Consider the following 25,870-nt stretch of genomic DNA (forward strand, 5'->3'; position numbering starts at 1 on the left):
CAACATGCGCGCGCCGTCAGCAGCCGCAGGCCGCCAGGGCTGAGGTAACCCGGTCCAGCGCCGCACGGGCGTCCAGAGCCTTGGCAGGCGGCGCACTGTCCGTAGCCACAGCGAAGACCAGCAGCGTCCCCGACTTGTCCCGGGCATACCCCGCCAGCGAGTGGACGCTGGTCAGCGTGCCCGTCTTAGCCCGGACCATGCCGGTACCAGTGGCCGTCCCCGGCCCGGCAAACCGCTCCCTGAGACTCCCGGTGAACCCAGCGATGGGCAGCCCGGTCAGCAGGTGCCGCAGCTGCGGGTTGTCCTCGGACGCCGCCACCCGCACAGCACCAGCCAGTACCTCCAACGGCACCTGGTTCGTACGGGACAGTCCACTCCCGTCCTCGATCCGCGCCCCAGTGAGGTCCAGCCCCAGCTTGGTCAGCGTCGCCCGTACGCCGGCCACGCCACCCGTATAGGAGCCACCGTTCTTGGTCGCCAGCCCGACCTGCCGCAGCAGGACCTCGGCGCCGTCGTTGTCGCTGTGCAGGTTGATGTACTCGACGATGTCCCCCAGCGTCGGCGAATCCACCTGCGCGAGAGCCTTGGCCCCCGCCGGCGCCACGGCCGCCTTCACCCCGGTCGCCTTGATCCCCACCTTCGCCAACTGAGCAGCGAACGCAGTGGCGGCTGCAGCGGCCGGAGAGTCGGCCCGCTTGGCCATGCCGGCCGACAGCCGCCCCTCGTTGACCCAGAGCGCCGACGTCCGGGCAGCGATGCCCTCGGTCAGGTAGTTCGGCTCCCACTTCGGGTTGGCGGAGGGCCCGGTGAACAGGCTGGCGTCATACCCGAGCGTGACGCTGGACACCCCCTGAGCCTTCAGCGCCTTCGCAGTACTGGCCGCGAGATCCTGCAGCGAGGCACGAACGGGGAAGTCCAGCTCGTCGGTCTGCCGCTTGGTGACCAGCAGCGGATCCCCACCGCCGACCAGCACGATCGACTTGCCGGACTGCACGACCTTCGTCGAGAAGCGGTGCTCGGGGCCGAGGGTCTCCAGCGCCGACACCGTGGTCAGGAGCTTCATCGTCGACGCGGGGACATAGGGCTTCGCAGCGCCGAGCGAGTAGAGCTCCTTGCCGCGGGACGCGTCGTACACGTAGACGCCGTGGTGCTTGCCCAGCGAGGGGTCGGCCAGCGCGGCCGCCACTGCCTTCGCCACTCCGGCTGCGGTCGGTGCAGCACCCTCGGTCTCGGCGGGCGCGAGCACGGGCGGCGCTGCCGTGGTACCGGCTGCTTTCTGCGACGCACCAGGCACTGCTTGTGCACTAGTGACCAGCCCGGCCAGAACACCAGCGGTCAACAGCGTGACGAAGACCGCACGGGAAGGACGGGCCACCGGGTCTCTCCTGTCATTTCATCGGTCGGAACCGTGACAGTATCTGCCGTATGGAGTTCGACGTCTTCATCGAGATCCCCAAGGGCACCCGCAACAAGTACGAGCTGGACCACAAGACGAACCGGCTGCGGCTCGACCGCACCCTGTTCACGTCCACTCAGTACCCCTCCGACTATGGGTTCATCGAGGACACCCTGGGTCAGGACGGCGATCCGCTGGACGCACTGGTCCTGCTGCCGGAGCCGACCTTCCCCGGTTGCCTGATCAGGGCCCGGGCGATCGGCATGTTCCGGATGACGGACGAGAAGGGCCCGGACGACAAGGTCCTCTGCGTCCCGGCCGGCGACCCGCGCCAGGAGCACCTGCGCGACATCCACCACGTGCCGGAGTTCGACCGGCTCGAGATCCAGCACTTCTTCGAGGTCTACAAGGACCTGGAGCCGGGCAAGTCGGTCGAAGGCGCCAGCTGGGTCGGCCGCGCCGACGCCGAGGCCGAGGTCACCGCGTCCTTCGAGCGCCTGAAGCGCGAAGGCGGCCACTGACCACCTGCCTCCGGGCAGCAGCACGACCCGCCGCTCGGTCCGAGCGGCACGACAGCCGCTTGGCTCAGTCCTGAGCCAGGCGGCTCAGCAATGCCAGCAGGGTTTTGCGCTCGCCCGCGCTGAGCGGCTCCAGCAGCCGGTCCTCGGCGGCGTAGACGAGCTGATCCATCTCGGTCAGCAGCTTCTGCCCGGCGGGCGTGATGGCGACGATGTTGCGCCGCCGGTCCGTCGGGTCGGTCCGGCGAACGACGTGTCCCAACCGCTCCAGCTCGTCGAGCACCGAGACGAGATCACTGCGATCGAACGAGATCCGGTCCGCGAGCGCCGCCTGCGCCGCGTCGCCGTCGTCGGCCAGGCTCGCGAGCACGTGGTAGTACTGCGTCCGCACGTTCGCCGCCGCCAGCTCACGCCGGGCCAGCCGCTGCCAGTGCTGGCTCGCCCTGGCCAGCTGCCAGACGACCCGATCGCCGAGGCGGTGCTGGGACGACTTCACGCTGCTCACTCTAGGGCTGACCTCCGTCATGCCTTATCGTAGGAAGTACCCATCATTTAGATCTCCCACGATTTGGAGCCGGCAGATGCGCGCGATCCGGTACTACGAACACGGCGGCCCCGACGTCCTCCAGCTGGCCGACGTCGCCGTCCCCGAGCCCGCCGACGGCCAGGTGCTGATCGAGGTCGAGGCGATCGGCGCGAACGCGATCGACACCACCTTCCGCAGCGGTGACACCCCTTGGCCCCGGCCGCTTCCCGGCGCGCTCACCGGTGATGTCGTCGGCCACATCACCCGACTCGGGTCCAACCCGCCTTCCGGCGTACAGGTTGGTCAGCGGGTGGCTGCCTTGTCGGAGGATGCCTTCGCCGAGCAGGTAGCGGTCGACGCCGAGTGGCTGGCCGCGATCCCCGAGGACACTGACGCCGGCGCCGCGACGACGCTCTCCATGCCGGCTCCCCTGGCACTCCGCTTGCTCAAGGCAGGGCGACTCCAACCTGGCGAGACAGTGCTCATCCAGTCGGCGGCCGGCGGCATCGGCCACCTCGCGATCCAACTGGCCCGAGCGCTCGGCGCCGGAACAGTCATCGGTACTGCGTCCTCCCCCGCCAAGCTCGACTTCATCCGCGAGCAAGGCGCCGACCTCGCCATCGACCTGAGCAACCCAGACTGGCCGGAGCAACTACCACCGGTCGACGTCATCCTGGACTCCGTCGGCGGCAAGACCTTCGACCAAGGCCTGAAGGCACTCGCACCACTCGGCCGGATGGTGACCTACGGTGCGATCAGCGGCGAACTCCCAACCGTCCACGCCAGCAGCCTCTTCGGCCTGATCTCCGTCACCGGCGTCTCCATGCTCGCCTGGCGCTCCGCCCGACCGGCCGAAGCGCGCGCCGACATCACCGAGGTGACCCGGCTCCTACAGTCCGGCGACCTCCACCCCGTCACCAGCACCCACTTCCCCCTCGCCGAAGTCAGCCGCCTCCACCAAACCCTCGACGCCCGGACAAACCTCGGCCGGCTGATCGCCACCATCTGAGGACAGGCGCCTACCAGCCGATCAGCGTGTAGGACATCGGTGCCGTGTGCAACGAAACCCTCGGCTCGAGGGCGGCGTCGTCGGAGCCCGCCTCGCCCAGCTGGACGGACCCGGCGACCGAGGTACCGGTGGAAAGCGGTGCCGCGGGCGCGGATCCGACGAGGCGCCGGCGGCCGATGGGCCGGACCATCAGGGACATCGCGGAGGCGATCATCGTCTTGCCGCGCAAGGGATTCATCACAAACACCCGTCCTGCACGCCGACGGCGGACACCGGCTGGTCTAGTGGATTCAAGCTGAACTGCCTCACGCAGTACCGGCGACAACTCAGGGCCGGCCGAAGAAGTCGGGCGCTTCCCAGTAGTAGATGCTGTCCGTCGTCACCGGCCGGCCGGGCCGCGGCGCGTGGATCATCCGGCCACCACCGAGATACATGGCCACGTGGAAGATCGTGCCGGGATCATTGGAGTCCTCAGCCCAGAAGATCAGGTCGCCGGGCCGCAGGTCGTCCTCGGAGATGTGCTTGATCTGCTCGTACTGCGCGACGCTGTAGTGCGGCAGTTGCACGCCGGCCTTCTTCCAAGCACCCATCGTCAGCCCCGAGCAGTCCCACGAGCTCGGACCGGCCGCCGCCCAGATGTAGGGCTCACCCAGCTGTGCGAGGGCGAAGTCGATGGCGGCTCGGGCACCGCGCGAGTTGTGCCCGGAGCCACCATCGTTACCGCCGCCGCCCTTGCTGGGCTGGTGCTTCTTCGGCTTCTTCTTCGAGCCTTGGTGCTTGTTGTTGTTCCGCTCTTCGCGAGCCTTCCGCGCAGCCTCTTCACGAGCCGCGCGCGCCTCGGCCGCCTCCCGCGCGGCGATCCGCCGGCGCAGTTCCTCAGCCTTCTTCGCGGCCAGCGCCGCGGCCCGCTGCCGGGCCAGCTCCTCCAGCCCGCGCTGCCGCTGCGTGGCCACCTGCACGGAGGTGTTCCGCAGTACGGCGAGCTGGGCGATCTGCTGCCGACGCTGCGCGCCGATCGATGCGACCGCCGACCGCTGCTCGGCCTCGGCCGCCTCGGCAGCCTGCTTGGCCTTCGCCGCTTCGTCGGTCGCGGCCTGCACCTTGGTGACGGCCTGGTCCTTCTGGATCTTGAAGGCGTTGGTGACGACCTGACTCGCGGTGTACCGGAGGTACGACCCCTGCATCGCCTGCGACACCGAGCGCGCGGCGCCGGCGGAGTCGAGCAGTTCCTGCGGGCCGTTCGCGGTGAACAGCGGCCCGAGCTTCGCCAGGTCGCCACCGCCCTGGTACGACGCTGCCGCGAACCGGCCGATCTGCTGCCGCTGAGCCGCCAGCGTCTTCTCGGCCCGGGCGGCACGATCCCCGGCGGCCTTCGCCTCGGCCTGAGCCTGCTGCAGCCGGTACATCGCGCCGTTGTAGACCTCACCGGCCTTGGCCGCCTGTACGCCGAGCTGCTCGAGCCGAGCCCCGGCGCCGGCGAGCTGCTGCTCGATGGCGTTGACCTGCGCTGCCTTCGCTGCGGCCGCCTTCTTGGCCGCGTCGACGGTGGACTGGGACGGAATGACCGGCGGCTTGGGATCAGCCTGCGCCGGCACGGCGATCAAACCCATGGTTCCCACCAGGGAGACCGCCAGCACCCCCGAGATCGTCCGCATCGGGTCTTCCTTCCGCCGAGCCCTTTTGGTCCATCTGGACCCAATACGTGACACTAGTTGCCTCTAGCCCCATTGGGAACACTAATCCCACTAATAACTTTGTTGCACCTGCGTGTCGGCTTGACAAACTACAAGCTTGTAATTCACGCGCAGCAAAATCGGCGCCCACCTTCGCAGGTGGACGCCGACTGTTGAGCCGAAAGCTATTTGAGCGTGAAGCTCGCGACGACCGGCAGGTGATCGGAGCCGTTCGTGCTGATCACGGCGGACGACAACGGCTCCACTCCCTGGCGGGTGTGCAGCAGATAATCGATCCGGGCGGTCGGGTTGTCCGCCTCGATCGTGTAGCCGGGTCCGACGCCGACCTCGGCCCAGGTGTCGCGCCAGACCTTGGTGAGCGTGGTGATCTCCGGCGCGGTCGGCCGTGCGTTCAGATCGCCGACCAGGATGGTCGGGATCTTCGAGTCGTCCAGCAGCTCGACGACCTTCTTCGACTGCTCGAGCCGCTCGGCGTTGTTGTTCGAGGTCAGGTGGGTGTTGGCGAGCCGCGTGTAGACACCGCGGATCTTGATCGCCGCCACCGACAGCCCGCGCTGCTCACCTGTCGGATAGAGCGGCAACAGCGTGTTCTTGAAGTCCTTGATCGGATTCTTCGACAGCACCGCGGTCCCGTACTGCCGACGCGGCTCTCCCGGATGCAACGGCGGCAGGTCGAGGTTCGCCGCATAGCCGTAATGCATGTTGAGCCGGGCCGCGAACCAGGCCGGCTGGTTCACCCAGTTGCTGCGCTCGCTCCAGTGATTGTCGACTTCCTGCAGCCCGACCAGGTCGGCGCCGGAGTTCTCGATCACCTTGGCGATCCGCTCGAGGTCCAGTACGCCGTCCGTACCGGCGCCATGGTGGATGTTGTACGTCAGCACCTTCAACGGGTGCCCGGGCTTGTCCGCCCGGTCACTGCCGCGTGAACTCGCATCGGCCGCCGTCGGCAGCACCATCAACAACCCCGCGAACGTCGCCAGCAGCCGGGTAGGAAGTTTCCGCATGACCCCATCCTGGCCGTAAACAGGCGACACCCGCACGAAGTACGGGTGTCGCCACGCTGACTAGTGACCGACACTCAGTCGAGCGACCGCGCCCTTCGCGCCCGAGGCCCAGCAGCCGGCCTTGAAGCCGTGGCCCGCGCACTCCACGCTGTCGAAGCTGCCGTCGTAGAACTGGGACCAGCTGCGGCCACCGTCCAGGCTCACGTCGCTGCCGGACGGGCCGATCGCAACCACGGTGGTCGGCGACCACGGCACGAAGGCAGAGCCGCTGCGATACCCCTTCGGCGCCTTGTCCGCCGCGACGAGCTTCCAGCTGCGTCCACCGTCCGTGGTGATGGAGGCCGCCTTGACCGCCTCCGTCGGCTTCTCGAAGTCACCGCCGACCGCGACTCCGAACAGCGGGCCACGGAACGCCAGGCTGAAGATCCCGGCAGCTCCACCACTGGCCATCGGAGAGTCCGTCACCTTCCAGGTCCGGCCGCCGTTGTCAGTCCGGAACACCCGCGGCACCGCACCCCCGCCGGTCGCGAACCACGCCGTCCGGCCCGGGCCGGCAACCAAACAGGTCCCGCTCGCGGCGAAGGCGAACTCACCCGGCAACGCCGCCGGCATCCCCTTGGTCGACTGGACCTTCCACGACTTGCCACCGTCGGCGGTCGCGGCGATCCGGAACTTGCCGTCCACCGGGTCGCTCAAGGCGAGTCCGTCGCGGGAGTTGTTGAAGTCCAGGCAGTCGTAGAACGCAGTCGGCTCGGTGTTGCGGAACGCCTCGGACCAATGCTTGCCGCCGTCGGCGGTCCGGTAGATCCGCGAATCCTCGCCGACACCGATCGCCAGGATCACCGCGTGCTTCGCATCGAACGCCTCGACATCGCGGAACAACAGCGTCTGTCCGGGCGGACTCACGTTCTCCCAATGACGCCCGCCGTCGACAGTACGAAGTACTTGCCCCGCACTCCCCGCAACCCACGCGACGTCCTTGTTCACCGCCGCCAGCCCACGAAACTGCGAAGCACTCCCAGTGGGCTTCAGATCCCACTTGTACTTCGGCCCATGCTGCCCGGTCGCTTGCGCCGGTACGAGCTGGGACATCGCGAGCAGAACTCCAGCCGCAAGCGCGGCCATGCGCAGGGTCTTCATGCCGGGAAACGTAATACACCGACCCGACAGAACAGAAGGACCGAACTTGCCAACGGTGTTTCAGTGGCTGTCGGTCGCCAGGTCTCGACGGTCGGTCACGTAGGGCTGGTGTTGTTCGGGTGGCACTGCGGTGAGGGACTGTGGATCCGTGGTGCCGTGGTGAGGGACTGTGGTTCGCGGTCTCCGCTGCGGGAGTGTCCTAGTCATGGCACTGGGAGTAAAGAGCGCTTCGCGCCCCTTCGGGGTCGAACAAGTTCGACTCTTGACACCCAGCACCACGACCAGTGAAGGACGCAGCTATCGGGATCCCGCGGAGGAGTCCGAGCCAAGGGAGTACTTGGGCAGGGCGGGTCGTGTTGCGGGTGCCGATGGCAAGGTCGGTCGGGTGGCGGGGTGAGGTCTGGCATGGCGGGGCGTGTTGCGGGGTGATGGCGGCAAGGCGGCTGGATTTGGTTGCTGGGGGCAACGGGCGGACGTGGGCGCATACACAACTCGGCGAGCAAGCGTTTACCTCGGCGTGTCGGGATGGTTCCCGGGACTTGTGCATGCTTGGTGATCCGGGGCGGGCTGGTTGGGGAGGGAAATAAGGAGGTTGGGAGGGCTTTACCCCAGAATCGGGCTACTATCCGCCCGGGCTCCGGAGAGGATCCTCCCCAACCCCGGACAGCGGGGCAGGACAGGCGTCTCGGCGCGCACGGTGCTGTCATACCGCGATGAACCGCCAACCTGCGCCCGAAGTACCGGAAAGCTCCGGTACTTCGGACGCAGTGCGTAATCGGTCAGCTCAGTTTGAAGGACTGGGTGGCGCCTCCATTGCAGGTCAGTTGGACCAGTTGGGTGCTGTCGGCGGTGGAGCCGCCGGGGACGGTCAGGCATTTGCTGCTGAGGCGGCTGACGAAGTGGAAGTAGCCGCTGCCTTCCGAGACCGCCTGCCACTGCTGGTTCGTGCCGTTGCTATAGGTCCACAGTTGCAGGCCGGCGTTGTCGGCCGAGGACACTCCCGTCACGTCGATCACCTTGGTGGCGTCGCTGTGATTGTTGACGCGGGTGAAGCCGCCCGAGGTCGGCTGGAACTGGAACTGCTGGGCCAGCGTGCCGTTGCAGGTGTACTGCTGGATGACAGTGCCGTTGGCGGTACCGGCCGCGCGGGCGTCGATGCACTTGCCGTTGCCCTTGTTGGCGGCGGAGTACCAGGCGTTGGCGTCCGGCTGGTCGACCGGCGGGACGGTCGTACCGCCGCCACCGAGCCACTTGATGGCGTCCATCAGGAACTGGTTCTGCGCCGGGCTGTCGAAGGTCGACGAGGTCCGGGTGTTGGTCTGGTAGTTCATCGCGTTGTGGCCGAAGTTGGCATAGATCACCTTGTAGTTCTTGTTCGTCCACACGATCGGGTAGTAGCCGCTGGTCCAGACCTGCGTCGTACCGACCGGGAAGCTGGACGGGTCGATCGACGCCAGCACCTGGATGTTCGGGTTGTTGCGCAGGTCGTTCTGCCAGCTGTACCACTCACTGACCGACGAGCGGAACGTCGCCGGGGTGTTGGCCAAAGCCGGGTGCGACCGGTTCTCAGCCTTCAGGGTGACCGCGGTCGGCAGCCAGGTGTTGCTGACGAACCGGCCGGTGCCGAGCAGGGTGTTGTTGAACCACGGCCAGCCACCGGAGGCGTCGTTGTAGTTCGAGACGTGGAAGCCCAGGAAGCCACCGCCGTTCTCGATGTAGCGCTGGAACCCGGTTCGCTGGGCGTCGCTGTGCGGCGAGTCGTCCAGGAACATCACCACCGCGGCCTGCGCGGTGGTCAGGGTGTTCAGCCGGTCCCAGTTGTTCGTCTGCTCGTAGGTGAAGCCGTTCTGAGCGCCGAACTGCGGGAACCGGACCGCCGCCTCCTTCTCGAAGTCGATGTGCGCGGCATCGTAGGTTCCGCTGTAGAACGCGAGCACTTTGAAGGTCGCGTCGACCTGGTCGGGTGCGGCCACCCGGGCGAACGCGCTGGCTGAGGTCAGGCTCAGACAGGCGACCACCAGGAGGGCCAGTAGTCGGGCAATACTGCTCTTGCGGACCATGTGCATGGGGGCGGGTCCTTCCGTGAATTACTACTTCAATGGGCGATAACGAAGTCCGTATCCGAACGGAAACAGCGGCGTCTGCCCGTCGCCGACGTTGATGGGTTGTTGCGCGGCGCTCTTCATCCACGTCACCGGCAGCTGGCCGGTCGGGAAGTAGTCGCCGAACAGGACGTCGGCGACGCCCTGGCCTTCGGTGCCCGGCAGCCAGGCGGCGATCAGCCCGGCCCAGTCGGGCAGCTGCGCTGCGATGTCGAGCGGCCGGCCGGAGACCAGTACGACGACCACCGGTACGCCGGTCGCCTTCAACCGGGCCAGCGTGTCGAGGTCGGCCTGGTCGAGTCCCATCGACGCGGGCCGGTCGCCCTTGCCCTCGGCGTACGGGGTCTCGCCGATCACCGCGACAGCGACGTCGTACGAGTCGTCGATCCCGGTCGCATCCTTGCTGTAGGCAACGGTCGTCGACGGTGCCGCCGAGTGCCGGATGCCTTCCAGGATGGTGGTTCCGGGGGTGACCGGGCCGCTCGCGCCCTGCCAGCCGACGGTCCAGCCGCCGGACTGGTTGCCGATGTCGTCGGCGTTCTTGCCGGCCACGAAGATCTTCTGGTTCGCCTTCGCCAGCGGCAGCACGCGGCCGGCGTTCTTCAGCAGCACCTGCGATTCGCGGACCGCCTGGCGGGCCAGGTCGCGGTGTTCCTTGCTGCCGATGGTGTCGAGGAAAGTGCGATCGGTGTACGGGTGCTCGAACAACCCGAGCTCGAACTTCTTGGTCAGGATCCGCCGGTTGGCGTCGTCGATCCGGGCCTGCGGGATCCGGCCGGCCTGTACTTCGGCGCGCAGCGTGTCGATGAACTGCTTCCAGGCGAACGGCACCATCACCATGTCCATGCCCGCGTTGATCGACGCGGTCACCTCGGCCGGCGTGAACCCGGACTGGCCGTCGATCTTGTCGATCCCGTTGTAGTCCGAGACGACGATCCCGTCGAAGCCCAGCTCACCCTTCAGCACGTCGTTGATCAGGTAGCCGTTCGCGTGCATCTTGACCGAGTTGAAGCTGCTGTAGGAGATCATCACCGAGCCGACACCGCGGCGGACGGCCTCCTTGAACGGCGGCAGGTGGATCGCCCGCAGCTCGGCCTCGCTGATGTTCGTCTCGCCCTGGTCCTTGCCGCCGACCGTGCCACCGTCACCGACGTAGTGCTTGGCGGTCGCGAGTACCGATCCCGGATCGGACAGGGACTTGCCCTGCATCCCGTTGATGATCGGGGCCATCGTCCGGGCGAGCATCGGCAGTTCGCCGAACGACTCGTACGTCCGGCCCCAGCGGTCGTTGCGCGCCACGCACAGGCACGGCGCGAAGTTCCAGTCGATGCCGGTACCGGAGACCTCCTCGGCCGTCGCCCGGCCGATCTTCTCGGCGAGCGCTCCGTCCCGGGTCGCGCCGAGCCCGATGTTGTGCGGGAAGATCGTCGCGCCCTTGACGCCGTTGTGCCCGTGCACCGCGTCGACCCCGTAGATCAGCGGGATCCCGAGCGGCGACGACAACGCGGTCCGCTGGAACCCGTCGTACATGTCCGCCCAGGTCTCCGGCGTGTTCGGCGTCGGCTGCGAACTCCCGCCGGACAGCAACGACCCGAGCCCGTACGTCGCCACGTCGGCCGGGTTGGTGATCCCCAGCCGCTCGGCCTGGATCATCTGGCCGAGCTTGTCGTCCAGCGTCATCCGCGCCATCAGGTCCTGCACGCGCGCCGTCACCGGTTGCGCCGCGTCCTTGTACAACGGCATTTCAGCCGGAACCGGCGAGGCCGGCGCAGGCGCGGGAACAGCCAGGACCAGCGCTCCGGTGAGGAGGCCGACGAGGGCAGGCAACAGCTTCCGAGCGGGCATTGGGCGGATCCCCTCAGTGAGCGCGGTGTTACGTAGGGTTCAGAAATTCAGGGCTTAAATTAACCCACGACTGAACCCCCGTAAAGACTTCGGCAAGCCTTTTCCGAAAAGACTCTCAGTTTTCCGCGCCGAGCAGCTGCTGGCTGCCGAGCACGGAGAGCAGTTCGAGCCGCTCGGCGCTCTCGCTTCCCGGTTCCGCGGTGAAAATGATCAGCGTCTGCTGCTGGTCCCGGTTGTCGATCACTTCGCAGTACAGCTCCAGCGCGCCGACCACCGGATGCTGGAACCGCTTGGTCTGACTGTGCGGAGGGACGACCTCATGGGTCTCCCAGATCGCGGCGAACTCCGGGCTCAGTCCCTCCAGCGTGTGCGCGATCGAGGCGGCGTACGACTTCGGCCCGTCGGCCGTGACGACCGCGCGCAGCATCGAGACCAGGAGCCGGCTGTGCTTGCTCAGCTCGGGGTCCTGGTAGAGCGCCCGCGACTCCGGGTGGACGAACCAGCGGTAGACCTCGCTGCGCTCCATCCCGTCGTAGTTGGTCTGCTCGCCCGCGAAGGCGACATGCGCGGGCGTCTGGGCGACCGTCTCGCCGCAGCGATTCAGCAGCAGCGCCGGGGTGTCATGCAGCCGATCCATGATCCGCAGCATCCCGGGGTCGACGTGACAGGCACGCGTCGTGCGCGGCGGCGTACCGTGGCCGGCCAGCACGAAGAGGTGGTCGCGCTCGTCGAGCGTCAGCCGCAGCGCGCGGGCGATCGCCCCGAGCATCTCGACCGAGGGTTGTGGACCACGGCCGCCCTCGAGCCGGCTGTAGTAGTCGGTCGACATCGAGGCGAGTGACGCGACCTCCTCGCGGCGCAGCCCCGGCGTACGGCGCCGTCGGCCGCGCGGCATCCCGACGTCCTCGGGCTGCAGCGCCTCCCGGCGTTTGCGGAGGAAATCGGACAGATCGGCGTACTCCATGTCTCCAGTGTGGCGAACTCACCGGAGTTATCCACTGCTTGCCGAGCAGTGGCTGAACCGAGCCTGGTTGCCCGGTCTTCGAAGCTCAAGGCTGGAGCCATGAAAACGACAGGGAACACGATCTTCATCACCGGCGGTACTTCGGGACTCGGGCTGGGCCTGGCGTTGCGCTGGCACGCCCTCGGCAACCACGTGATCATCGGCGGCCGCCGCAAGGAACTGCTCGACCAGATCGCGACCCAGCACCCCGGCATCGACACGGTCGTCCTGGACGTCGACGACCCGGCCTCGATCCAGTCGGCGTACGACGAGGTCACCACCCGCTACCCCGACCTCAACGCGATCCTGACCATGTCCGGCATCATGCGCCCGGAGAACCTGCTCGACCCCAGCCATGTCGAGACGGCCGAGGCAACCATCACCACCAACCTGCTCGGCACGATCCGCACGATCGCCACCTTCACCCCGTGGCTCGCGACGAAGCCGGACGCGACGATCCTGACGGTGTCGTCGGGCCTGGCGTTCGTACCGCTGAGCTACACCCCGACCTACAACGCGACCAAGGCCGCCATCCACAGCTACACCCAGACCCTGCGGCTGCAGCTCGCCGGCACCGGCATCCAGGTGATCGAACTGATCCCGCCGTCCGTCCGGACCGCGCTGATGCCCGGCCAGGAAACCGCCGACCACGCCCAGCCGCTCGACGAGTACCTGACCGACACCATCGACATCCTGCTCACCGAGCCCGACGTCACCGAGGTCGTCATCGACCGGGTCAAGTTCCTCCGCAACGCCGAACCCGAAGGCCGCCTCCCCGAAACAATCGCGGCCCTCAACAGCCACTAGTCGGCAAGCGCCTGCTCAATCCGCTCCACCTTGGCGGTGAGTTGGCCGGTGTAACCCGGCCGGATGTCAGCCTTCAACACCAGGCTGACGCGAGGTGAGACGGCGGTGACGGCCTCGACGGCCTGTTTCACCACCGCCATCACCTCGTCCCACTCCCCCTCGATGTTGGTGAACATCGCGTTGGTCTCGTTCGGCAGGCCGGAGGCGCGAACGATGCGGACCGCCTCGGCGACCGCCTCGCTCACGCCACCGGTCTCGTCCCCGGCAGCCGGGCTGATGCTGAATGCAACGATCATGCCTTCAGCCTAGATGTCGTCCTGTAGCTTGCCGGCTGCTTCCTCCTCGGCCCGGCGTTCGGCGCCCGAGGTGGTCAGCAGGACCTTTTCCTTGATGAAGAGGACGGCGATCAGGGCGAGGACTGCGAAGGGGACCGACATCAGGAACAGGTCGGCGGTGGCGTCGCCGTAGGCGTTTTCTACGACTGTGCGGGCCCGCTCGGGGAGGTCGGCGATGTTCGGTACGGTGCCGCCGCCGGATGAGGAGCCGCCTGGGTTCAGGGTCTCGGTCACCTTGTTGGCGAGGATGGCGCCGAGGACGCTGACGCCGATCGTGCCGCCCATGCTGCGGAAGAAGCTCACGGCCGACGTGGCCGCGCCCAACTCGCGGGCCGGTACGTCGTTCTGGGCGGCGAGTACCAGGTTCTGCATCACCAGGCCGATGCCGACACCGAGCACCACCATGAAGGTCCACAGCATGTACTTCGACGTGTGCGCGTCGATCGTGCCGAACAGCGCCAGCCCGATCGGCAGCAGCACACTGCCGATCACCAGGTAGATCTTCCACTTGCCGTACTTCGTGATCAGCCCACCCGCGATCGTGGAGGCGACCATCATGCCGAGGATCAGCGGCAGGCTCATCAGCCCGGCCTTGGTCGGCGAATAGCCCTGCGCGATCTGGAAGTACTGCGCCAGGAACACCGACCCACCGAACATCGCCAGACCGACCAGCGCGCTGGCGATGATCGACAGCGTCACCGTCCGGTTGCGGAACAGGTCCATCGGGATGATCGGCTCGGGGTGCCGGCGCTCGACCAGCACGGCCGCCACCAAGGCCGCCACCGCAACGCCCACCAGCAGGAAGCTCCAGCCGGAGGCCCACTCGAACTTGTTGCCGGCGAACGACGACCAGACCAGCAGCGTGCTCACCCCGGCCGTGATCAGGAACGCACCCCACCAGTCGATCTTCACCTCGCGCCGTACGGTCGGCAGTTTCAGCGTCCGTTGCAGCAACACGATCGCGGCCAGCACGAACGGCACGCCGACCAGGAAGCAGGCCCGCCAGCCCAGCGGCGAATCGACCAGGAAGCCACCGAGCAGTGGCCCGCCGACAGTCGCCGACGCGAAGATGGCGCCGAAGATTCCGGAGTACCGGCCGAGCTCACGCGGCGGGATGATCGCCGCCATCACGATCTGCACCAGCGCGGTCAGACCGCCGGCACCGAGACCTTGCAGCACCCGGCTGCCCAACAGTACTTCGATGTTCGGGGCGAACCCGGCCACCAGCGAGCCGACCACGAAGAAGCTCAACGACAGCTGGACCAGCAGCTTGTTGTTGTAGAGGTCGGCGAGCTTGCCCCACAACGGCACGGTGGCCGTCATCGTCAGCAGCTCGAGGGTGACGACCCAGGTGTACGACGACTGGCTCGCGCCGAGGTCGTGGATGATCCGCGGCAACGCGGTCGAGACGACCGTGCCGGCCAGGATCGCGACGAACATGCCCATCATCAGGCCTGAGATGGCCTGGATCGTCTGGCGCGGGGTGAGCTGGGCGGCCGGGGCGTCGATGACATCCGCCCCGGCCGGGTCCGGCGAGGGCGAAGAGGTCGTTGTCATGCTTGACCTTTCTGATCGGTGCGGGATTCTCGGGTCGGGTCGTAGTGCGGATCGAGGCCGGTCGCCAGCAGGCTGAGGCCCTCGTCGACGAGGGCTCTGATCGATCGGTCCGAGCCGGCCTTGCGCTGCTCGACCGCCACCCGGACGGCCATCGTGGTCGCACCGACGATCAGGGCCGGCAGCGGCGAACCGAGCGGCTCGCCCAGCTGGTCGCCCAGCGCCGCCGCGAGGTCGCGCTCGTCCTCGCTGCCGAGCACGACGAACTGGGCCAGCAGGTTGGGCGACTCGGTGATGAGGCGGATCCGCTGTGCCAGCGCGGTCTCCTGGTCCTCGATCGACTCCAGGTCGTCGAGCACCCGGGCCACGATCGCCCGCATCGTGGCGAACGGTGACTCACCGGCCGGCGCCTCGCGGATCCGGCGCAGGGCCAGCTCGAGGTCGTCCGGATCGCGGCCGAGGATGGCGTGTTCCTTGTGCGAGAAGTAGTTGAAGAAGGTCCGCACCGAGACGTCGGCCGCCTCGCTGATCTCCTCGACCGTGACGTTGTCCGGCCCCTTCTCCAGCGCCAGCCGGAGCGCCGCCGCGGTCAGTGCCGCGCGGGTCTCCCGCTTCTTGCGCTCCCGCCGGCCAGGCGCGGCGGCGGTCTCCTCGATCTCCATCACGCCTCCACGGTACTCAAACTTGCAGTCCGTGCAAATTCTTATTGCTGCAACTTTGCAGAACTGCACGATCAGGCACGTGACGCTGATCACCAGGGCTGCTACTGAAGGCGTTCGACCCGCTACGGTGCGTCGATGCGCCTTTTGGAGACTGATCCGTCCGTTATGTCCCGCCGCCGGTTCGCCGGCCTGACCGCCTTCACTTCCGCAGCCGCCCTCGGCCTCACCCAAATCAGTACCGCCCGCGCCACCGGTGCCGTTGAGAAGCGCGCCTTCGTCCCCGCGATTGTGGTCGGCACCGGCTACGGATCCGCCGTCACCGCCCTGCGCCTCGGCGAGGCCGGCATCACCACGACGATGCTCGAGCTGGGCCAGTTGTGGAACAGGCCCGGCAAGGACGGCAAGATCTTCTGCTCGACCCTGAATCCCGACTCCCGCTCGATGTGGTTCAGCCGCCGCACCAAGGCTCCGCTCGACACGTTCCTGTGGCTCGACGTGGTCAACCGCGACATCGGTACGCCGTACGCCGGCGTGCTCGACCGGATCGACTTCCCCAACATGGGCGTCTACGTCGGCCGTGGCGTCGGCGGCGGCTCACTCGTCAACGGCGGCATGGCCCCCACCCCGAAGCGCGCGTACTTCGAGAAGATGCTGCCGCGCGTCGACGCCGACCAGATGTACAGGCGGTACTTCCCGCTCGCCAACAAGATGCTCGGCGTGAACACGATCGACCCGCGCTATCTCGAGCAGACACCGGTCTACCGCTACGCGCGCGTGTCCCGCCGGCACGCGCACCAAGCCGGCTTCAAGACGACCGTCATCCCGAACGTCTACGACTTCCGTTATCTGCAACGGGAAGAGCGCCTGCAGGTGCCCCGGTCAGCGCTGGCCGGGGAGGTCATCTACGGCAACAACCACGGCAAGCAGAGCCTCGACAAGACCTATCTCGCGGACGCGGTCGGCACCGGCAAGGTGACGATCCAGACCCTCACCCGGGTCACCGCGATCCGCCAGGACAAGACCGGCTACGTCCTGACGCTGGAACGAATCGATGCCTCCGGCAAGATTCTCCGCCGTAGCGAACTGGGCTGCAAGCACCTCTTCCTCGGCGCCGGCAGCATCGGTACCACCGAACTGTTGCTCAGGGCCCGCGAAACGGATGCCCTGCCGAACCTCTCGACGACGATCGGCACCGGCTGGGGCAGCAACGGCAACGTGATGACGTCGCGCGCCAACCACCTCTGGGATCCGACCGGCTTCCTCCAGTCGACCATCCCGACGCTTGCCATCGACAACTGGAACGACCCGATCCACCCGGCCTTCGCGGAGATCGCGCCCTTGCCGATCGGCATCGAGACCTGGGCCAGCCTCTACCTCGCGATCACGGCCAGCCCCGAGCGCGGCCGATTCAGCTACAACCCGTCAACCGATCGAGCCGAGCTGCATTGGGGAGCGACGCAGAGCAACCCGTCGATCGCGACCGCCCGCGCGCTTTTCGAGCGGATCAACCGCGCGGTCGGTACGACGTACCGGCACGATCTGTTCGGCGGGAACCGGGAGTTCGCGGCGGACTTCTGCTATCACCCGCTCGGCGGTTGCGTGCTGGGCAAGGCAACCGACGACTACGGCCGGGTCCGCGGCTACCGCAACCTCTACGTGACGGACGGTTCACTCATCCCCGGCTCGATCGGCGTCAACCCGTTCGTCACCATCACAGCCCTTGCCGAACGCAACATCGCCCGCGTGATCGCCACCGACCTGCGGACCTGACGCAGGGCAGTATTGCCTCATGAATTCTGTCGCCACGGATCTGGCCCCGACCGGTGTACTGCGCGCTTCGATCAACCTGGGCAATCCGGTGCTCGCCCAGGGCACCCCATCAGAGCCGACTGGAATCACAGTCGACCTCGCCCGGGAGATCGCGGGCCGGCTCGGGGTCGGGGTGGAGTTCCTCTGCTTCGACGCGGCGCGGAAGTCGTTCGAGGCGATGACGTCGGGTGCAGCTGACCTCTGCTTTCTCGCGATCGATCCGGCGCGGGAGGCGGAGGTCGCCTTCACCGCCCCGTACGTCGTGATCGAAGGCGTCTACGCCGTGCCGCAGGACTCGCCGCTCACGACTGTCACGTCAGTGGACAGCCCCGGGGTGCGGATCGGTGTGAAGCAGGGGTCGGCGTACGACCTGTACCTGACCCGCACCCTGCAACACGCCACCGTCGTCCGCGGCACCGACGGCACCGACGCTTTCCGCGCGGAGTCCTTGGAAGCAGCCGCCGGCATCCGCCAGCCCATCACCGCCTTCGTCGACGCCAACCCCGATGTCCGCCTGATCGAAGAACGCTTCATGCAGATCCAGCAGGCGGTCGGCACCACGAAGGACCGGCAGCCGGAGACCGTTCAGTTCCTTCGCGACCTGATCGAAGAACTCAAGACGAACGGCTTCGTAGCCGAGTCGCTCAAGCGCGCCGGTCAGTCGGACGCCACGGTCGCACCCTAGGAATCCACGCGGGGACGGCCTTGCGGTACTCGTCGTATTGGGAGGCGTAGCGCTCCTGTAGTACGGGCTCTTCGTACCAGCGCACGAAGCTCGCCATCGTCGCCCAAGCCAGGGCCGCGTAGACGAGCAGCGCGGGGTCGAGAAACAACAGGGCCTGGCCGAGGACAGCTGTCACAACGCCGACGTACATGGGGTTGCGGACGAAGCGGAAGTCGCCGCCGATCACCAGGCGCTCGGTCGGCGCGATCGGCGCCGGGGTGCCGCGGCCTTCGCCGACGAAGCGGATGAAGGCGCGCACCACGACGAGCACACCGCCGATGATCAACAGCGCGGCCGGCCAGAACTTCGGATCGTCCCAGCCGTCGATCCACCACGGGATCAGCCCGGCGACCACGCACGGCGCCGCGAAGAAGAAGAGCGTGCTGCCGAGGGCTGCCTTAATCATCGGCGAGCCTGGCGATGACCCGGTCGGACAGGTCGCAGAAGGTTTCGAGCTCGGCTGGGGTGAGGTCGCCGAACCAGTCGGCGACCGCCGCGAAGTCACCCGCATCCCTCTCTTTCCAGAAGGAAGCGCTGTGATTTGTTGCTGAGAGCAACTTGCGGCGCTTGTCGGCCGGGTCCGGCTCGACCTGCAGGAGATCCTTGCGGACTAGGGCGGCGACGATCTGGGCGACGTTCTGATGAGTGCTGCCGAGGGCGGCCGCGGCTTCAGCGAGGGATGGCTTGCCGGCCGCCACGACGACGGTGATCAGCGCGGCCTGCTGGGTGGTCAGGCCGTCCTCGCGCAGTCGCTCGTCCATCGCGTAGCGCAGTCGCTGCGCCAGCGTGAGCGTGGTCCGGAAGGCCCGGATCGACGGCTCGAGCGCCGACGCCGGGCCGATCCCCAGCAAGTCTTCGGTCTTGTCCCGCGGTGACATAGGCAATATATTACCTATCACCATCGAAGGGGGCAAGACCGTGATCTGCTTACTGCCACACTGCGCCTACCTGTCCGAGACCTCGCGAATGCTCGAGCTCCACCGCGCCCTGACCGAGCTCGGCATCCCGGTCCGCGTCGCCACCCACGGCGGTCCGCACGAACGGCTGCTCGCCGGGATCCCGTACGACGTATTGGGTCCTGGCCAGTCGCCCACGCGAGCTGCTCGATTCGTCGGCTCAGCCATCGGGCTCGGCGATCCCGGGCAGAGCATGTACGACGACGAGGAGATTCGCTCGTACGTGCTGACGGAGGCCGAGTACTTCCGCGCGCACGGCATCACGGTGGCGGTCACCGGCTTCACACTGACCGCTTTACTGTCGTCGCGGCTGTCCGGAGTACGGGTGATCACCGAGCACGCGGGCAGCTTCGTACCGCCGGTGTTCGAGCGGTATCTTCCGCCGGACCGGAAGCCGGCCGAGATGGACGCCTACTGCTCCGGCTTCAACCGGGTCGCCGATTCCCTCGGCATACAAGGCATTCCCAGCCTTGCGGCGCTACTCCTGGGCGACCTCTCACTGGTACCGGAGGTCACCGAAGTCCTGGGCGTCTCCGCCACCGAACTGGCCGCCTGGAACCCCGACGGCGATCCCGGCTATCGCCCAAACTCTCGACTCGCCGCGGTGGGCCCGCTCTTCGCACACCTCGACATCCCGCTGCCTGATCACGTCCAGCAGTTCCTCAACCACCCCGGCCCGACCATCTACCTCGCAATGACGTCGACCCCAGCCGCCCAGATCCGCGCCGCGATCGCCGAACTCAGCACCCTCGACGCGCGCATCCTGGTCGCCGGCACCATCCACGACCCGAGCGACCTGGCAGACCTGGCCACCGACCGCATCCTGATCGAAGGCACCCTCCCCAGCCACCTCGTCATGCCCCAGGTCGACCTCGCCATCACCACCGCCGGCCAAGGCAGCGTGCAAACCGCCATGGCCAGCGGCACGCCCCTCCTCGGCATCCCGCTGCACCCCGAGCAGGCCCTCAACATCGCCCTGGTCGAACGCCTCGGCGCCGCCCGCGCCGCGACTCCGACCGACAACCTCGCCACCCTGGCGACGCAACTGCTCGACGACAAGTCCCACGCAGCCGCAGCCGAACGCATCCAGAAGCTGTACGCCGCCGCCGACGGCCCAGCCGAGGCAGCCGAACTCATCGCGGCGCAGAAGCCCACCAGCTGAGGAAACGGCGAGGAAACACCGCGGGCGGTCGGATGACCGTATGAGAATTCGATCCCTGCTCGCCGCCGCGACGACCTCCGTGGCGATGCTGGCTGCGCACATTTCCCCGGTGGGAGCGTCGACGGCCGTCTCGTGGAAGTCGTGCCCCACCTATTCCGACGAGGTGATCCGGAACCTGGGCGTGGCTCCGGATCAGCTCGCCACCTTCCGCGCCTTGATGAACCGCCTCGACTGCGGCACCGTCAGGGTGCCGCTGAACTACGACGATCCCGGCGGGCGGAAGATCGAGATCGCGGTCACGCGGCTCGCGGCCACCGGTCATCGGCGGGGAAGCGTCGCGGTGCTGCCCGGCGGCCCCGGCGGCAGTGGATACCTCGACCCGATCCTGCGAGTCATGCTCCGCAATCAGGAACTGGCCTCACTGAACGAGCAGTACGACGTGATCGGCTTCGATCCCCGCGGCGTCGGCTACAGCAGCAAGGTCGCCTGCGAACTCCCGATGAACGGTCCGGACAAACCAGGCCCGCTGACCGAGGCGATGGCACGCAAGATCTACGACGCCCAGGTGGCGGTCAACCAGCGATGCGGCAACTCGGATCCGGAGTTCATCGGGCAGCTCACCACTGACACCGTCAGGAAGGACGTGAACCAGGTGCGGGCCGCGCTGGGCGACCGCACGCTGAACCTGCTCGGGCTCTCCTGGGGCACCTACCTGGGGGCGGCGTACCGGAGCTTGTTCCCTGCGCACACCGGGCGGGTCTTCCTGGACAGCCCCGCACCGCCGTGGACCCGCTTCGACCGGCACATCGAGGAGAGCGCGGCGGCGATGGAGCAAAACTTCGGGCGCTTCGCGGCCTGGCTGGCCGACCGGGATGCGACGTACGGCCTGGGCAGTACGGCGAGGCAGGTGCGAGAGCAGGTACTGAAGCTGGTCAAGGCGTACGACACCAACCCCAGGCTGTACTCCGATCTGCCGCGGCCGATCGACGGCTCGGTGATCGCCAACCTGGCCGGCCGCACCTCGGCCGAGTGGGCTCGCGCGGGCCAAGCCCTGTCCGAGCTGGTCACTGCCACCGGCCCGACCGCACCGCCGACCGTCAAACAGCTGGTCGGTGGGCAGCCACCCGCTCCGCTCCCGGGCGCACCCGAAATGCAGAACATGACCATGAACCTGGCCGTCACCTGCAACGAGGACAGCAGCCGGCCAAGCTTCGAGAAGGCCTGGCGCGACTACCAGAAACTCCAGCGGCGGCTCCCGGTGACCGGCCGGGCCTGGGGCACCACCGCCCTCTGCTCCAGCTGGCCGCTCCCACCCCAGCAAGCCACCCTCCGCCGGACGAACGGCTCCTTGATCCTGGCTGCCCACCTCTACGAGTTCATGTCCGTCTACGACTGGTCCCGGCAAACCCGGCGCGCCATCGGCGGCACCCTCTACACGGTCGCTGACGACGCCCACGTCTCCACCACCAGAGTCCCGGACTGCGCGGCGGAGGTCGTCAGCTACTTCGAGACCGGTCACATCGACCGGGGCTGCCCAGGCGTCCAGCAACCCGGCTGACCCACCCGGACTAGATATACATAGCATTCCTATGTATAGTTGTCTTACGTGATCGCTTCGACAGATCTTTCTCAGCTCGGGGTCGACGTCGTCGTCGCCTCGGCCCGGTTGACCCGGCTCGCCAGCCGGGATGTGAGCGCGTTGCCGCATGCGGCGATGCGGCTGATGGGGCGGCTCGACGAGCTCGGGCCGACCCGGATCAGCGAGCTCGCCAAGGCGGACCGGTGTTCGCAGCCGACGATGTCCAACCTGGTCCAGCGCCAGGAGGAGAGCGGCTTCGTACGCCGTGAGCCCGACCCCGCCGACTCCCGGGCCAGCCTGATCAGCCTCACCCCGGCCGGCCGCGCCGAACTCCAACGCGCCCGCCATGAAGCCGGCGAGGCCATCGCCGCCAGGCTGAAGCACCTGCCGCAGACCGACCTCGAAACCCTTCAGGCCGCGGTCACCGTCATGCACCGAATTCTCAAGCCTTTGGAGGAGAGCAAGCGGTGAGCAACTCGTTCCTCAAGCAACCCAAGTCCGTCTGGGCGGTCGCCTTCGCGTGTGTGATCGCGTTCATGGGCATCGGCCTGGTCGACCCGATCCTCAAGCCGATCGCCGAGCAACTGCACGCCAGCCCGTCGCAGGTGTCGCTGCTCTTCACCAGCTACATGGCCGTGATCGGCGTCGCGATGCTGATCACCGGCGCGGTCTCCAGCCGGATCGGCGCCAAGCGCACCCTGCTGATCGGCCTGGCCATCATCGTCGTCTTCAGCGCACTGGCCGGCCTGTCCAACTCGATCGGCATGATCGTCGCGTTCCGCGCGGGCTGGGGTCTGGGCAACGCTCTCTTCATCGCCACCGCCCTGGCCACCATCGTCAACTCCGCCAGCGGTTCCGTCGCCCAGGCGATCATCCTGTACGAAGCGGCGCTCGGCGTCGGTATCGCGGCCGGCCCGCTCGTCGGCGGTGAGCTCGGCACGATCTCCTGGCGTGGACCGTTCTTCGGCGTCGCCGTCCTGATGACGATCGCGCTCGCCGCGACCGCGTTCCTGCTCCCCGCTTCGCCGCCAGCTCCCCGGCGTACGTCGATCATCGAACCGTTGAAGGCACTCCGGCACCGGTCGCTCGCCACCGTCGCGGTCACCGCGTTGCTCTACAACTTCGGCTTCTTCACCCTGCTCGCCTTCACCCCGTTCCCGCTGGGCATGTCGGCCCGCCAGATCGGCCTGATCTTCTTTGGCTGGGGCATCGGCCTGGCCCTGACCTCGGTCTTCGCCGCCCCTCGCCTGCAACGCCGCTTCGGCACTCTCCCCGTCGTGATGACGTCGCTGCTGCTGTTCGCCGCAGATCTGGCCCTGATGGGCGTCTACGCCCACCACCCGCCAGTACTAGCCGTAGGCGTGATCGTGGCCGGGCTCTTCCTAGGCGTGAACAACACCCTCATCACCGAAGCAGTCATGGCCGCCGCCCCCGTCGAACGAGGCACTGCCTCCGCCGCCTACAGCTTCGTCCGCTTCTCCGGCGGCGCCGTCGCCCCCTGGCTGGCCGGCAAGCTGGGCGAAGAAATCAACGTCCAGGTCCCCTTCTGGGTAGGCGGTTTCGCAGTACTACTCGCCGTCGGAGTCCTGGCCACCGGCTGGAAGCCCCTGGCCCACCTCCGCACCCCAGTCACCCACTCCGAAACCGAAGCCACTGCCCTCACAGCAGCCGATGCCTGACTATGGCGCGGACACCGTCACCGTGCCGCTGATGACCGCGGCGGCGACCGCACTGAGCTGACTACCGTTGTTGCGGGCATAGGCCCGCAGCAACGCGAACGCCTCGTCCACGTCGACCCCGGATCGCTCGGCCAGCACTCCCTTGGCCTGCTCGATCAGGATGCGGCTGTTCAGCGCCGCCTGCAGTTGTTCGGCGACGATCTCACGGTGGCGCACCGTACGTTCCTGCAGCAGACCGATGGTCGCGACGTCGGCGAGCGCCTGGCCCACCGAAACATCGTCGTCGCTGAGGCTGGACTGATCCTGGCAGAACAGGTTCATCGCCCCGATCACCTGTCCCCGAAGGCGCAGCGGCAGCGCGTGCACCGATCGGAAGCCCGCCGCTGTGGTCGCCGCCTGGAAGCGCGGCCAGCGGCTGGCGACCTCGGCCAGGTTGACGTTCACCACCGGCTTTCCGGTCCTGAAGCAGTCCAGGCAGGGTCCTTGGGAGCTCTGCAGCTCGAACAACTCCAGCACCCGGGCCTGGTCGGTGGTGGAGGCCAGCACCTGCAGCTGACCTTGCGGATCCAGCAGGATCAGGCCGGCCGCGTCCGCGTGCAGCAGTTCGACAGTGCGCTCGGTCAAAGTGTGCAGGAAGTCGATCACGTCGAAGTCGGCGACCAGGGTGTCCGCGAGTTCGACGAAGACGGCGGCCATCCGTTGTTCCCTGCTCATCGAACCGCCTCCTCAGCTGACCGTACCGCGCGGCTCGGCCGTGCCTCTTTCATCATGATCGCCTCCTGGTCCGAACCACAGCCGTCGGGCGACCACGTCCTTCGCCACCTCGAGCAACGGTCGCTCGGAACCGAAGGCGTGAGCCTGCAACAGCAGCAGCGCATCGGCCAGGCTGACGGCCGCCTGAACCGTGATCATTCCCGTTGCCTGATGGATCTCGCGGCGACTCTGAGCCACTTCCGCCAGCCGGGGATGCAGCAACTGACCGGGTGGAGTCTTGCCCTGCAGATGCAGCAGCACGGTCATGGCTGCCTCGGTGAAGACCGCTGCCTCCGTCAGTTGCGACAGGTCCAGCACGCCGGGCGTATCGCGGTACAGGTCGAGGACACCCAGCCGGATCGCTCCGACCTGCAACGGGAAGGCGAACACCGCCGCGATCCCGGCCTGGAGCGCCCCCTCGGTGAACCCCGGCCATCGCGACGTTCCGGTCGATGCCAGGTCCGGCTGCAACACCGGCCGCCCGTCGCGGTAGGCATCCACACACGGCCCTTCGCCGAGTACCTGCTGGAGATCTTCCAGTACGGCGGCCGCGCCGTCGGTCGCCGTGATGGTGCCTTCGTGCCCCGCCGGCGTCATGAAGGCCAGCCCGGCGCCACTGATCGGAAGCCGCTCGGCGCAGACCCGGCACAACCGCTCCGGGAAGCTGTCCGGGTCGCCGACCATGACCTCGGCGAGGATCTGCCGGATCCGTTCCGGTCGCACCCGCCACACCGCCCTCCCACCTCATCGTGCCCCACTTTCCACCGCGGCCGATCGAAGGAACTCACCGATCAGCCGGCCGCCGGAGCGCCGTGGCCGCCCACCGCGGACCCGTCAGGGAGCCTGCGGGTGGCGACCAGCCGGGCAGCGACCACGCGGACCTTCACGTTGCCGTCCTGGGAGTACCGGCGCAGTACGGCGAACGTCTGGTCGGCGTCGATCTCGAAGCGCTCCATCAGCACCCCTTGAGCCTGGCCGATGAGATGGCGGCCCTCGACCGCCCGCGCCAGGTCGGCGATCTCCTCGACGCCCGCGATCGCGATCGCGGCGTGCTTCGCCAGCAGAAGCGCCGCTGCCGTGTCACCGGCGGTGAACTGATTCGGTGCGGCCGAGTACACCGTGAGCGCACCTACCGCAGACGACGTCGTGGCCAGCGGGAGGGTGAGCACGCTCCGCAGACCGAGCCGGGCCACTTGCGGGCTCCAGCGCGGCCACCGCTGGTCAGCAGCGGTGTCGGGGATCAGCACGCCTCCGGGCGCTCTACTCAGCGGCACCGACGGCCCTTCCCCGTATTCCACCTGCAGCTGGTCGGCTTGCTCTGCCCGAGGGTCGACTGCACCAACCGAGGAGAGGGCGCCGTGGCGGCGGAGAATCACTCCAGCACAATCGCCCCCGGCGACACGTAGTACAAACTCCTGGACGAGGCCCACGGTCGCGATGATTCCCGCCGCATCATGCAGCTCGGCCTATCGCGCCACCTCACCAGCAGGCACCACCGCGTCCAGGAACCCGGGGCGCGACCCTGCGACGATTGGCGCGGAAGAACCCACCGGTCGACGGCTGCGACTACGGATGAGCGCCATCGGCTCAGCCCCCTATGCACTTGCCACTCG

26 protein-coding genes are annotated in these 25,870 nt (G+C 67.7%); 9 read left to right on the top strand and 17 right to left on the bottom strand.

Going from position 1 to position 25,870, the window contains the following annotated elements:
* Positions 1-16: 16 nt before the first annotated feature.
* A complete protein-coding gene (dacB, locus tag AB0M15_RS04775; protein WP_363813915.1) occupies positions 17-1,375 on the bottom strand; it encodes a D-alanyl-D-alanine carboxypeptidase/D-alanyl-D-alanine-endopeptidase in 1,359 nt (452 codons plus the stop codon).
* A gap of 50 nt (positions 1,376-1,425) precedes the next feature.
* Between dacB and AB0M15_RS04780 the strand changes: the two genes are divergently transcribed.
* Positions 1,426-1,917 carry an inorganic diphosphatase gene (locus AB0M15_RS04780; protein ID WP_363813917.1) on the top strand — a complete coding sequence of 164 codons (492 nt, stop codon included), beginning with the start codon at positions 1,426-1,428 and terminating at the stop codon, positions 1,915-1,917.
* A 64-nt stretch (positions 1,918-1,981) separates the two neighbouring features.
* On the opposite strand, the gene AB0M15_RS04785 is transcribed toward AB0M15_RS04780, so the two are convergent.
* Positions 1,982-2,410 carry a MarR family winged helix-turn-helix transcriptional regulator gene (locus AB0M15_RS04785; protein WP_363813919.1) on the bottom strand — a complete coding sequence of 143 codons (429 nt, stop codon included), beginning with the start codon at positions 2,408-2,410 and terminating at the stop codon, positions 1,982-1,984.
* A gap of 85 nt (positions 2,411-2,495) precedes the next feature.
* Between AB0M15_RS04785 and AB0M15_RS04790 the strand changes: the two genes are divergently transcribed.
* A complete protein-coding gene (locus AB0M15_RS04790) occupies positions 2,496-3,449 on the top strand; it encodes a zinc-binding dehydrogenase (RefSeq protein WP_363813921.1) in 954 nt (317 codons plus the stop codon).
* 10 nt (positions 3,450-3,459) lie between these two features.
* Here the strand turns inward: AB0M15_RS04790 and AB0M15_RS04795 are convergent, their stop codons facing one another.
* The 7 genes from AB0M15_RS04795 to AB0M15_RS04825 all read right to left on the bottom strand — a co-directional run bounded on the left by AB0M15_RS04795 (position 3,460) and on the right by AB0M15_RS04825 (position 12,198).
* Positions 3,460-3,687, bottom strand: a complete 228-nt coding sequence (locus AB0M15_RS04795; RefSeq protein ID WP_363813923.1) for a hypothetical protein — start codon at positions 3,685-3,687, stop codon at positions 3,460-3,462.
* 88 nt (positions 3,688-3,775) lie between these two features.
* Positions 3,776-5,104, bottom strand: a complete 1,329-nt coding sequence (locus AB0M15_RS04800; RefSeq protein ID WP_363813925.1) for a C40 family peptidase — start codon at positions 5,102-5,104, stop codon at positions 3,776-3,778.
* Between the two features lie 203 nt (positions 5,105-5,307).
* Positions 5,308-6,147: an endonuclease/exonuclease/phosphatase family protein gene (locus AB0M15_RS04805; protein ID WP_363813927.1), complete on the bottom strand. Its 840-nt coding sequence runs from the start codon at positions 6,145-6,147 to the stop codon at positions 5,308-5,310.
* A gap of 60 nt (positions 6,148-6,207) precedes the next feature.
* The gene (locus tag AB0M15_RS04810; RefSeq protein ID WP_363813929.1) at positions 6,208-7,287 is read right to left on the bottom strand and encodes an oxidoreductase; all 1,080 of its coding nucleotides are present in this window, start codon (positions 7,285-7,287) and stop codon (positions 6,208-6,210) included.
* Positions 7,288-8,066: 779 nt separating this feature from the next.
* Positions 8,067-9,353, bottom strand: a complete 1,287-nt coding sequence (locus tag AB0M15_RS04815) for a ThuA domain-containing protein (protein WP_363813931.1) — start codon at positions 9,351-9,353, stop codon at positions 8,067-8,069.
* A gap of 24 nt (positions 9,354-9,377) precedes the next feature.
* Positions 9,378-11,234 (bottom strand): glycoside hydrolase family 3 N-terminal domain-containing protein, encoded by a 1,857-nt coding sequence (locus AB0M15_RS04820; RefSeq protein ID WP_363813933.1) that lies wholly within the window; start codon positions 11,232-11,234, stop codon positions 9,378-9,380.
* Positions 11,235-11,349: 115 nt separating this feature from the next.
* Positions 11,350-12,198, bottom strand: a complete 849-nt coding sequence (locus AB0M15_RS04825) for a helix-turn-helix transcriptional regulator (RefSeq protein WP_363813935.1) — start codon at positions 12,196-12,198, stop codon at positions 11,350-11,352.
* Positions 12,199-12,297: 99 nt separating this feature from the next.
* Between AB0M15_RS04825 and AB0M15_RS04830 the strand changes: the two genes are divergently transcribed.
* Entirely contained in the window at positions 12,298-13,044 is a 747-nt protein-coding gene (locus tag AB0M15_RS04830) for an SDR family NAD(P)-dependent oxidoreductase (protein WP_363813937.1), read from the top strand.
* On the opposite strand, the gene AB0M15_RS04835 is transcribed toward AB0M15_RS04830, so the two are convergent.
* From AB0M15_RS04835 to AB0M15_RS04845, 3 genes are read right to left on the bottom strand one after another with little or no spacing between them, the layout of a single operon-like run.
* A complete protein-coding gene (locus tag AB0M15_RS04835) occupies positions 13,041-13,340 on the bottom strand; it encodes a thiamine-binding protein (RefSeq protein WP_343975375.1) in 300 nt (99 codons plus the stop codon). The genes AB0M15_RS04830 and AB0M15_RS04835 overlap by 4 nt on opposite strands.
* Positions 13,341-13,349: 9 nt before the next feature.
* On the bottom strand, positions 13,350-14,936 hold the full coding sequence (locus AB0M15_RS04840; protein ID WP_363813939.1) for an MDR family MFS transporter: 1,587 nt from the start codon (positions 14,934-14,936) through the stop codon (positions 13,350-13,352).
* Positions 14,933-15,595, bottom strand: coding sequence for a TetR family transcriptional regulator (locus AB0M15_RS04845; protein ID WP_363814569.1), 663 nt, complete (start codon positions 15,593-15,595; stop codon positions 14,933-14,935). The genes AB0M15_RS04840 and AB0M15_RS04845 overlap by 4 nt, the downstream gene beginning before the upstream one ends.
* 135 nt (positions 15,596-15,730) lie before the next feature.
* Here AB0M15_RS04845 and AB0M15_RS04850 point away from each other — a divergent pair, with 135 nt between their 5' ends.
* Both AB0M15_RS04850 and AB0M15_RS04855 read left to right on the top strand, forming a co-directional pair.
* Entirely contained in the window at positions 15,731-17,365 is a 1,635-nt protein-coding gene (locus AB0M15_RS04850) for a GMC oxidoreductase (RefSeq protein WP_363813941.1), read from the top strand.
* Between the two features lie 19 nt (positions 17,366-17,384).
* Positions 17,385-18,089 carry a transporter substrate-binding domain-containing protein gene (locus AB0M15_RS04855; protein WP_363813943.1) on the top strand — a complete coding sequence of 235 codons (705 nt, stop codon included), beginning with the start codon at positions 17,385-17,387 and terminating at the stop codon, positions 18,087-18,089.
* On the opposite strand, the gene AB0M15_RS04860 is transcribed toward AB0M15_RS04855, so the two are convergent.
* Positions 18,049-18,534, bottom strand: a complete 486-nt coding sequence (locus AB0M15_RS04860) for an isoprenylcysteine carboxylmethyltransferase family protein (protein ID WP_363813945.1) — start codon at positions 18,532-18,534, stop codon at positions 18,049-18,051. The two genes, AB0M15_RS04855 and AB0M15_RS04860, sit on opposite strands and share 41 nt — an antisense overlap.
* A complete protein-coding gene (locus AB0M15_RS04865; RefSeq protein WP_363813947.1) occupies positions 18,527-19,006 on the bottom strand; it encodes a MarR family transcriptional regulator in 480 nt (159 codons plus the stop codon). Before AB0M15_RS04865 ends, AB0M15_RS04860 begins: the two co-directional genes overlap by 8 nt.
* An 88-nt stretch (positions 19,007-19,094) precedes the next feature.
* On the opposite strand from AB0M15_RS04865, the gene AB0M15_RS04870 reads away from it, so the two are divergent.
* The 4 genes from AB0M15_RS04870 to AB0M15_RS04885 are packed head-to-tail and all read left to right on the top strand — an operon-like array spanning position 19,095 to position 23,504.
* Entirely contained in the window at positions 19,095-20,246 is a 1,152-nt protein-coding gene (locus tag AB0M15_RS04870) for a nucleotide disphospho-sugar-binding domain-containing protein (protein ID WP_363813949.1), read from the top strand.
* A gap of 40 nt (positions 20,247-20,286) precedes the next feature.
* Positions 20,287-21,804 carry an alpha/beta fold hydrolase gene (locus tag AB0M15_RS04875; protein WP_363813951.1) on the top strand — a complete coding sequence of 506 codons (1,518 nt, stop codon included), beginning with the start codon at positions 20,287-20,289 and terminating at the stop codon, positions 21,802-21,804.
* A gap of 48 nt (positions 21,805-21,852) precedes the next feature.
* On the top strand, positions 21,853-22,296 hold the full coding sequence (locus AB0M15_RS04880) for a MarR family transcriptional regulator (RefSeq protein ID WP_363813953.1): 444 nt from the start codon (positions 21,853-21,855) through the stop codon (positions 22,294-22,296).
* Positions 22,293-23,504 carry an MFS transporter gene (locus tag AB0M15_RS04885; protein ID WP_363813955.1) on the top strand — a complete coding sequence of 404 codons (1,212 nt, stop codon included), beginning with the start codon at positions 22,293-22,295 and terminating at the stop codon, positions 23,502-23,504. The genes AB0M15_RS04880 and AB0M15_RS04885 overlap by 4 nt, the downstream gene beginning before the upstream one ends.
* Here the strand turns inward: AB0M15_RS04885 and AB0M15_RS04890 are convergent, their stop codons facing one another.
* The 3 genes from AB0M15_RS04890 to AB0M15_RS04900 form a co-directional block, all read right to left on the bottom strand.
* Entirely contained in the window at positions 23,505-24,218 is a 714-nt protein-coding gene (locus AB0M15_RS04890) for a GAF and ANTAR domain-containing protein (RefSeq protein WP_363813957.1), read from the bottom strand.
* 12 nt (positions 24,219-24,230) lie between these two features.
* Positions 24,231-24,980, bottom strand: coding sequence for a GAF domain-containing protein (locus tag AB0M15_RS04895; protein ID WP_363813959.1), 750 nt, complete (start codon positions 24,978-24,980; stop codon positions 24,231-24,233).
* A 68-nt stretch (positions 24,981-25,048) separates the two neighbouring features.
* Positions 25,049-25,687, bottom strand: coding sequence for a GAF and ANTAR domain-containing protein (locus AB0M15_RS04900; protein ID WP_363813961.1), 639 nt, complete (start codon positions 25,685-25,687; stop codon positions 25,049-25,051).
* Positions 25,688-25,870 lie beyond the last annotated feature (183 nt).

Source organism: Kribbella sp. NPDC051718, from assembly GCF_040681515.1.
In the GTDB taxonomy this organism is placed as follows: Bacteria; Actinomycetota; Actinomycetes; order Propionibacteriales; family Kribbellaceae; genus Kribbella.

Excerpts from the sequence above, each read along its gene's own strand:
- AB0M15_RS04875 (WP_363813951.1), top strand. The coding sequence starts at position 20,287 with ATGAGAATTCGATCCCTGCTCGCCGCCGCGACGACCTCCGTGGCGATG.
- AB0M15_RS04810 (WP_363813929.1), bottom strand. The coding sequence starts at position 7,287 with ATGAAGACCCTGCGCATGGCCGCGCTTGCGGCTGGAGTTCTGCTCGCG.
- AB0M15_RS04855 (WP_363813943.1), top strand. The coding sequence starts at position 17,385 with ATGAATTCTGTCGCCACGGATCTGGCCCCGACCGGTGTACTGCGCGCT.
- AB0M15_RS04870 (WP_363813949.1), top strand. The coding sequence starts at position 19,095 with ATGCTCGAGCTCCACCGCGCCCTGACCGAGCTCGGCATCCCGGTCCGC.
- AB0M15_RS04835 (WP_343975375.1), bottom strand. The coding sequence starts at position 13,340 with ATGATCGTTGCATTCAGCATCAGCCCGGCTGCCGGGGACGAGACCGGT.
- AB0M15_RS04865 (WP_363813947.1), bottom strand. The coding sequence starts at position 19,006 with ATGTCACCGCGGGACAAGACCGAAGACTTGCTGGGGATCGGCCCGGCG.
- AB0M15_RS04840 (WP_363813939.1), bottom strand. The coding sequence starts at position 14,936 with ATGACAACGACCTCTTCGCCCTCGCCGGACCCGGCCGGGGCGGATGTC.
- AB0M15_RS04860 (WP_363813945.1), bottom strand. The coding sequence starts at position 18,534 with ATGATTAAGGCAGCCCTCGGCAGCACGCTCTTCTTCTTCGCGGCGCCG.
- AB0M15_RS04780 (WP_363813917.1), top strand. The coding sequence starts at position 1,426 with ATGGAGTTCGACGTCTTCATCGAGATCCCCAAGGGCACCCGCAACAAG.
- AB0M15_RS04795 (WP_363813923.1), bottom strand. The coding sequence starts at position 3,687 with ATGAATCCCTTGCGCGGCAAGACGATGATCGCCTCCGCGATGTCCCTG.
- AB0M15_RS04830 (WP_363813937.1), top strand. The coding sequence starts at position 12,298 with ATGAAAACGACAGGGAACACGATCTTCATCACCGGCGGTACTTCGGGA.
- AB0M15_RS04845 (WP_363814569.1), bottom strand. The coding sequence starts at position 15,595 with ATGGAGATCGAGGAGACCGCCGCCGCGCCTGGCCGGCGGGAGCGCAAG.
- AB0M15_RS04820 (WP_363813933.1), bottom strand. The coding sequence starts at position 11,234 with ATGCCCGCTCGGAAGCTGTTGCCTGCCCTCGTCGGCCTCCTCACCGGA.
- AB0M15_RS04815 (WP_363813931.1), bottom strand. The coding sequence starts at position 9,353 with ATGCACATGGTCCGCAAGAGCAGTATTGCCCGACTACTGGCCCTCCTG.
- AB0M15_RS04800 (WP_363813925.1), bottom strand. The coding sequence starts at position 5,104 with ATGCGGACGATCTCGGGGGTGCTGGCGGTCTCCCTGGTGGGAACCATG.
- AB0M15_RS04825 (WP_363813935.1), bottom strand. The coding sequence starts at position 12,198 with ATGGAGTACGCCGATCTGTCCGATTTCCTCCGCAAACGCCGGGAGGCG.
- AB0M15_RS04890 (WP_363813957.1), bottom strand. The coding sequence starts at position 24,218 with ATGAGCAGGGAACAACGGATGGCCGCCGTCTTCGTCGAACTCGCGGAC.
- AB0M15_RS04850 (WP_363813941.1), top strand. The coding sequence starts at position 15,731 with ATGCGCCTTTTGGAGACTGATCCGTCCGTTATGTCCCGCCGCCGGTTC.
- AB0M15_RS04805 (WP_363813927.1), bottom strand. The coding sequence starts at position 6,147 with ATGCGGAAACTTCCTACCCGGCTGCTGGCGACGTTCGCGGGGTTGTTG.
- AB0M15_RS04790 (WP_363813921.1), top strand. The coding sequence starts at position 2,496 with ATGCGCGCGATCCGGTACTACGAACACGGCGGCCCCGACGTCCTCCAG.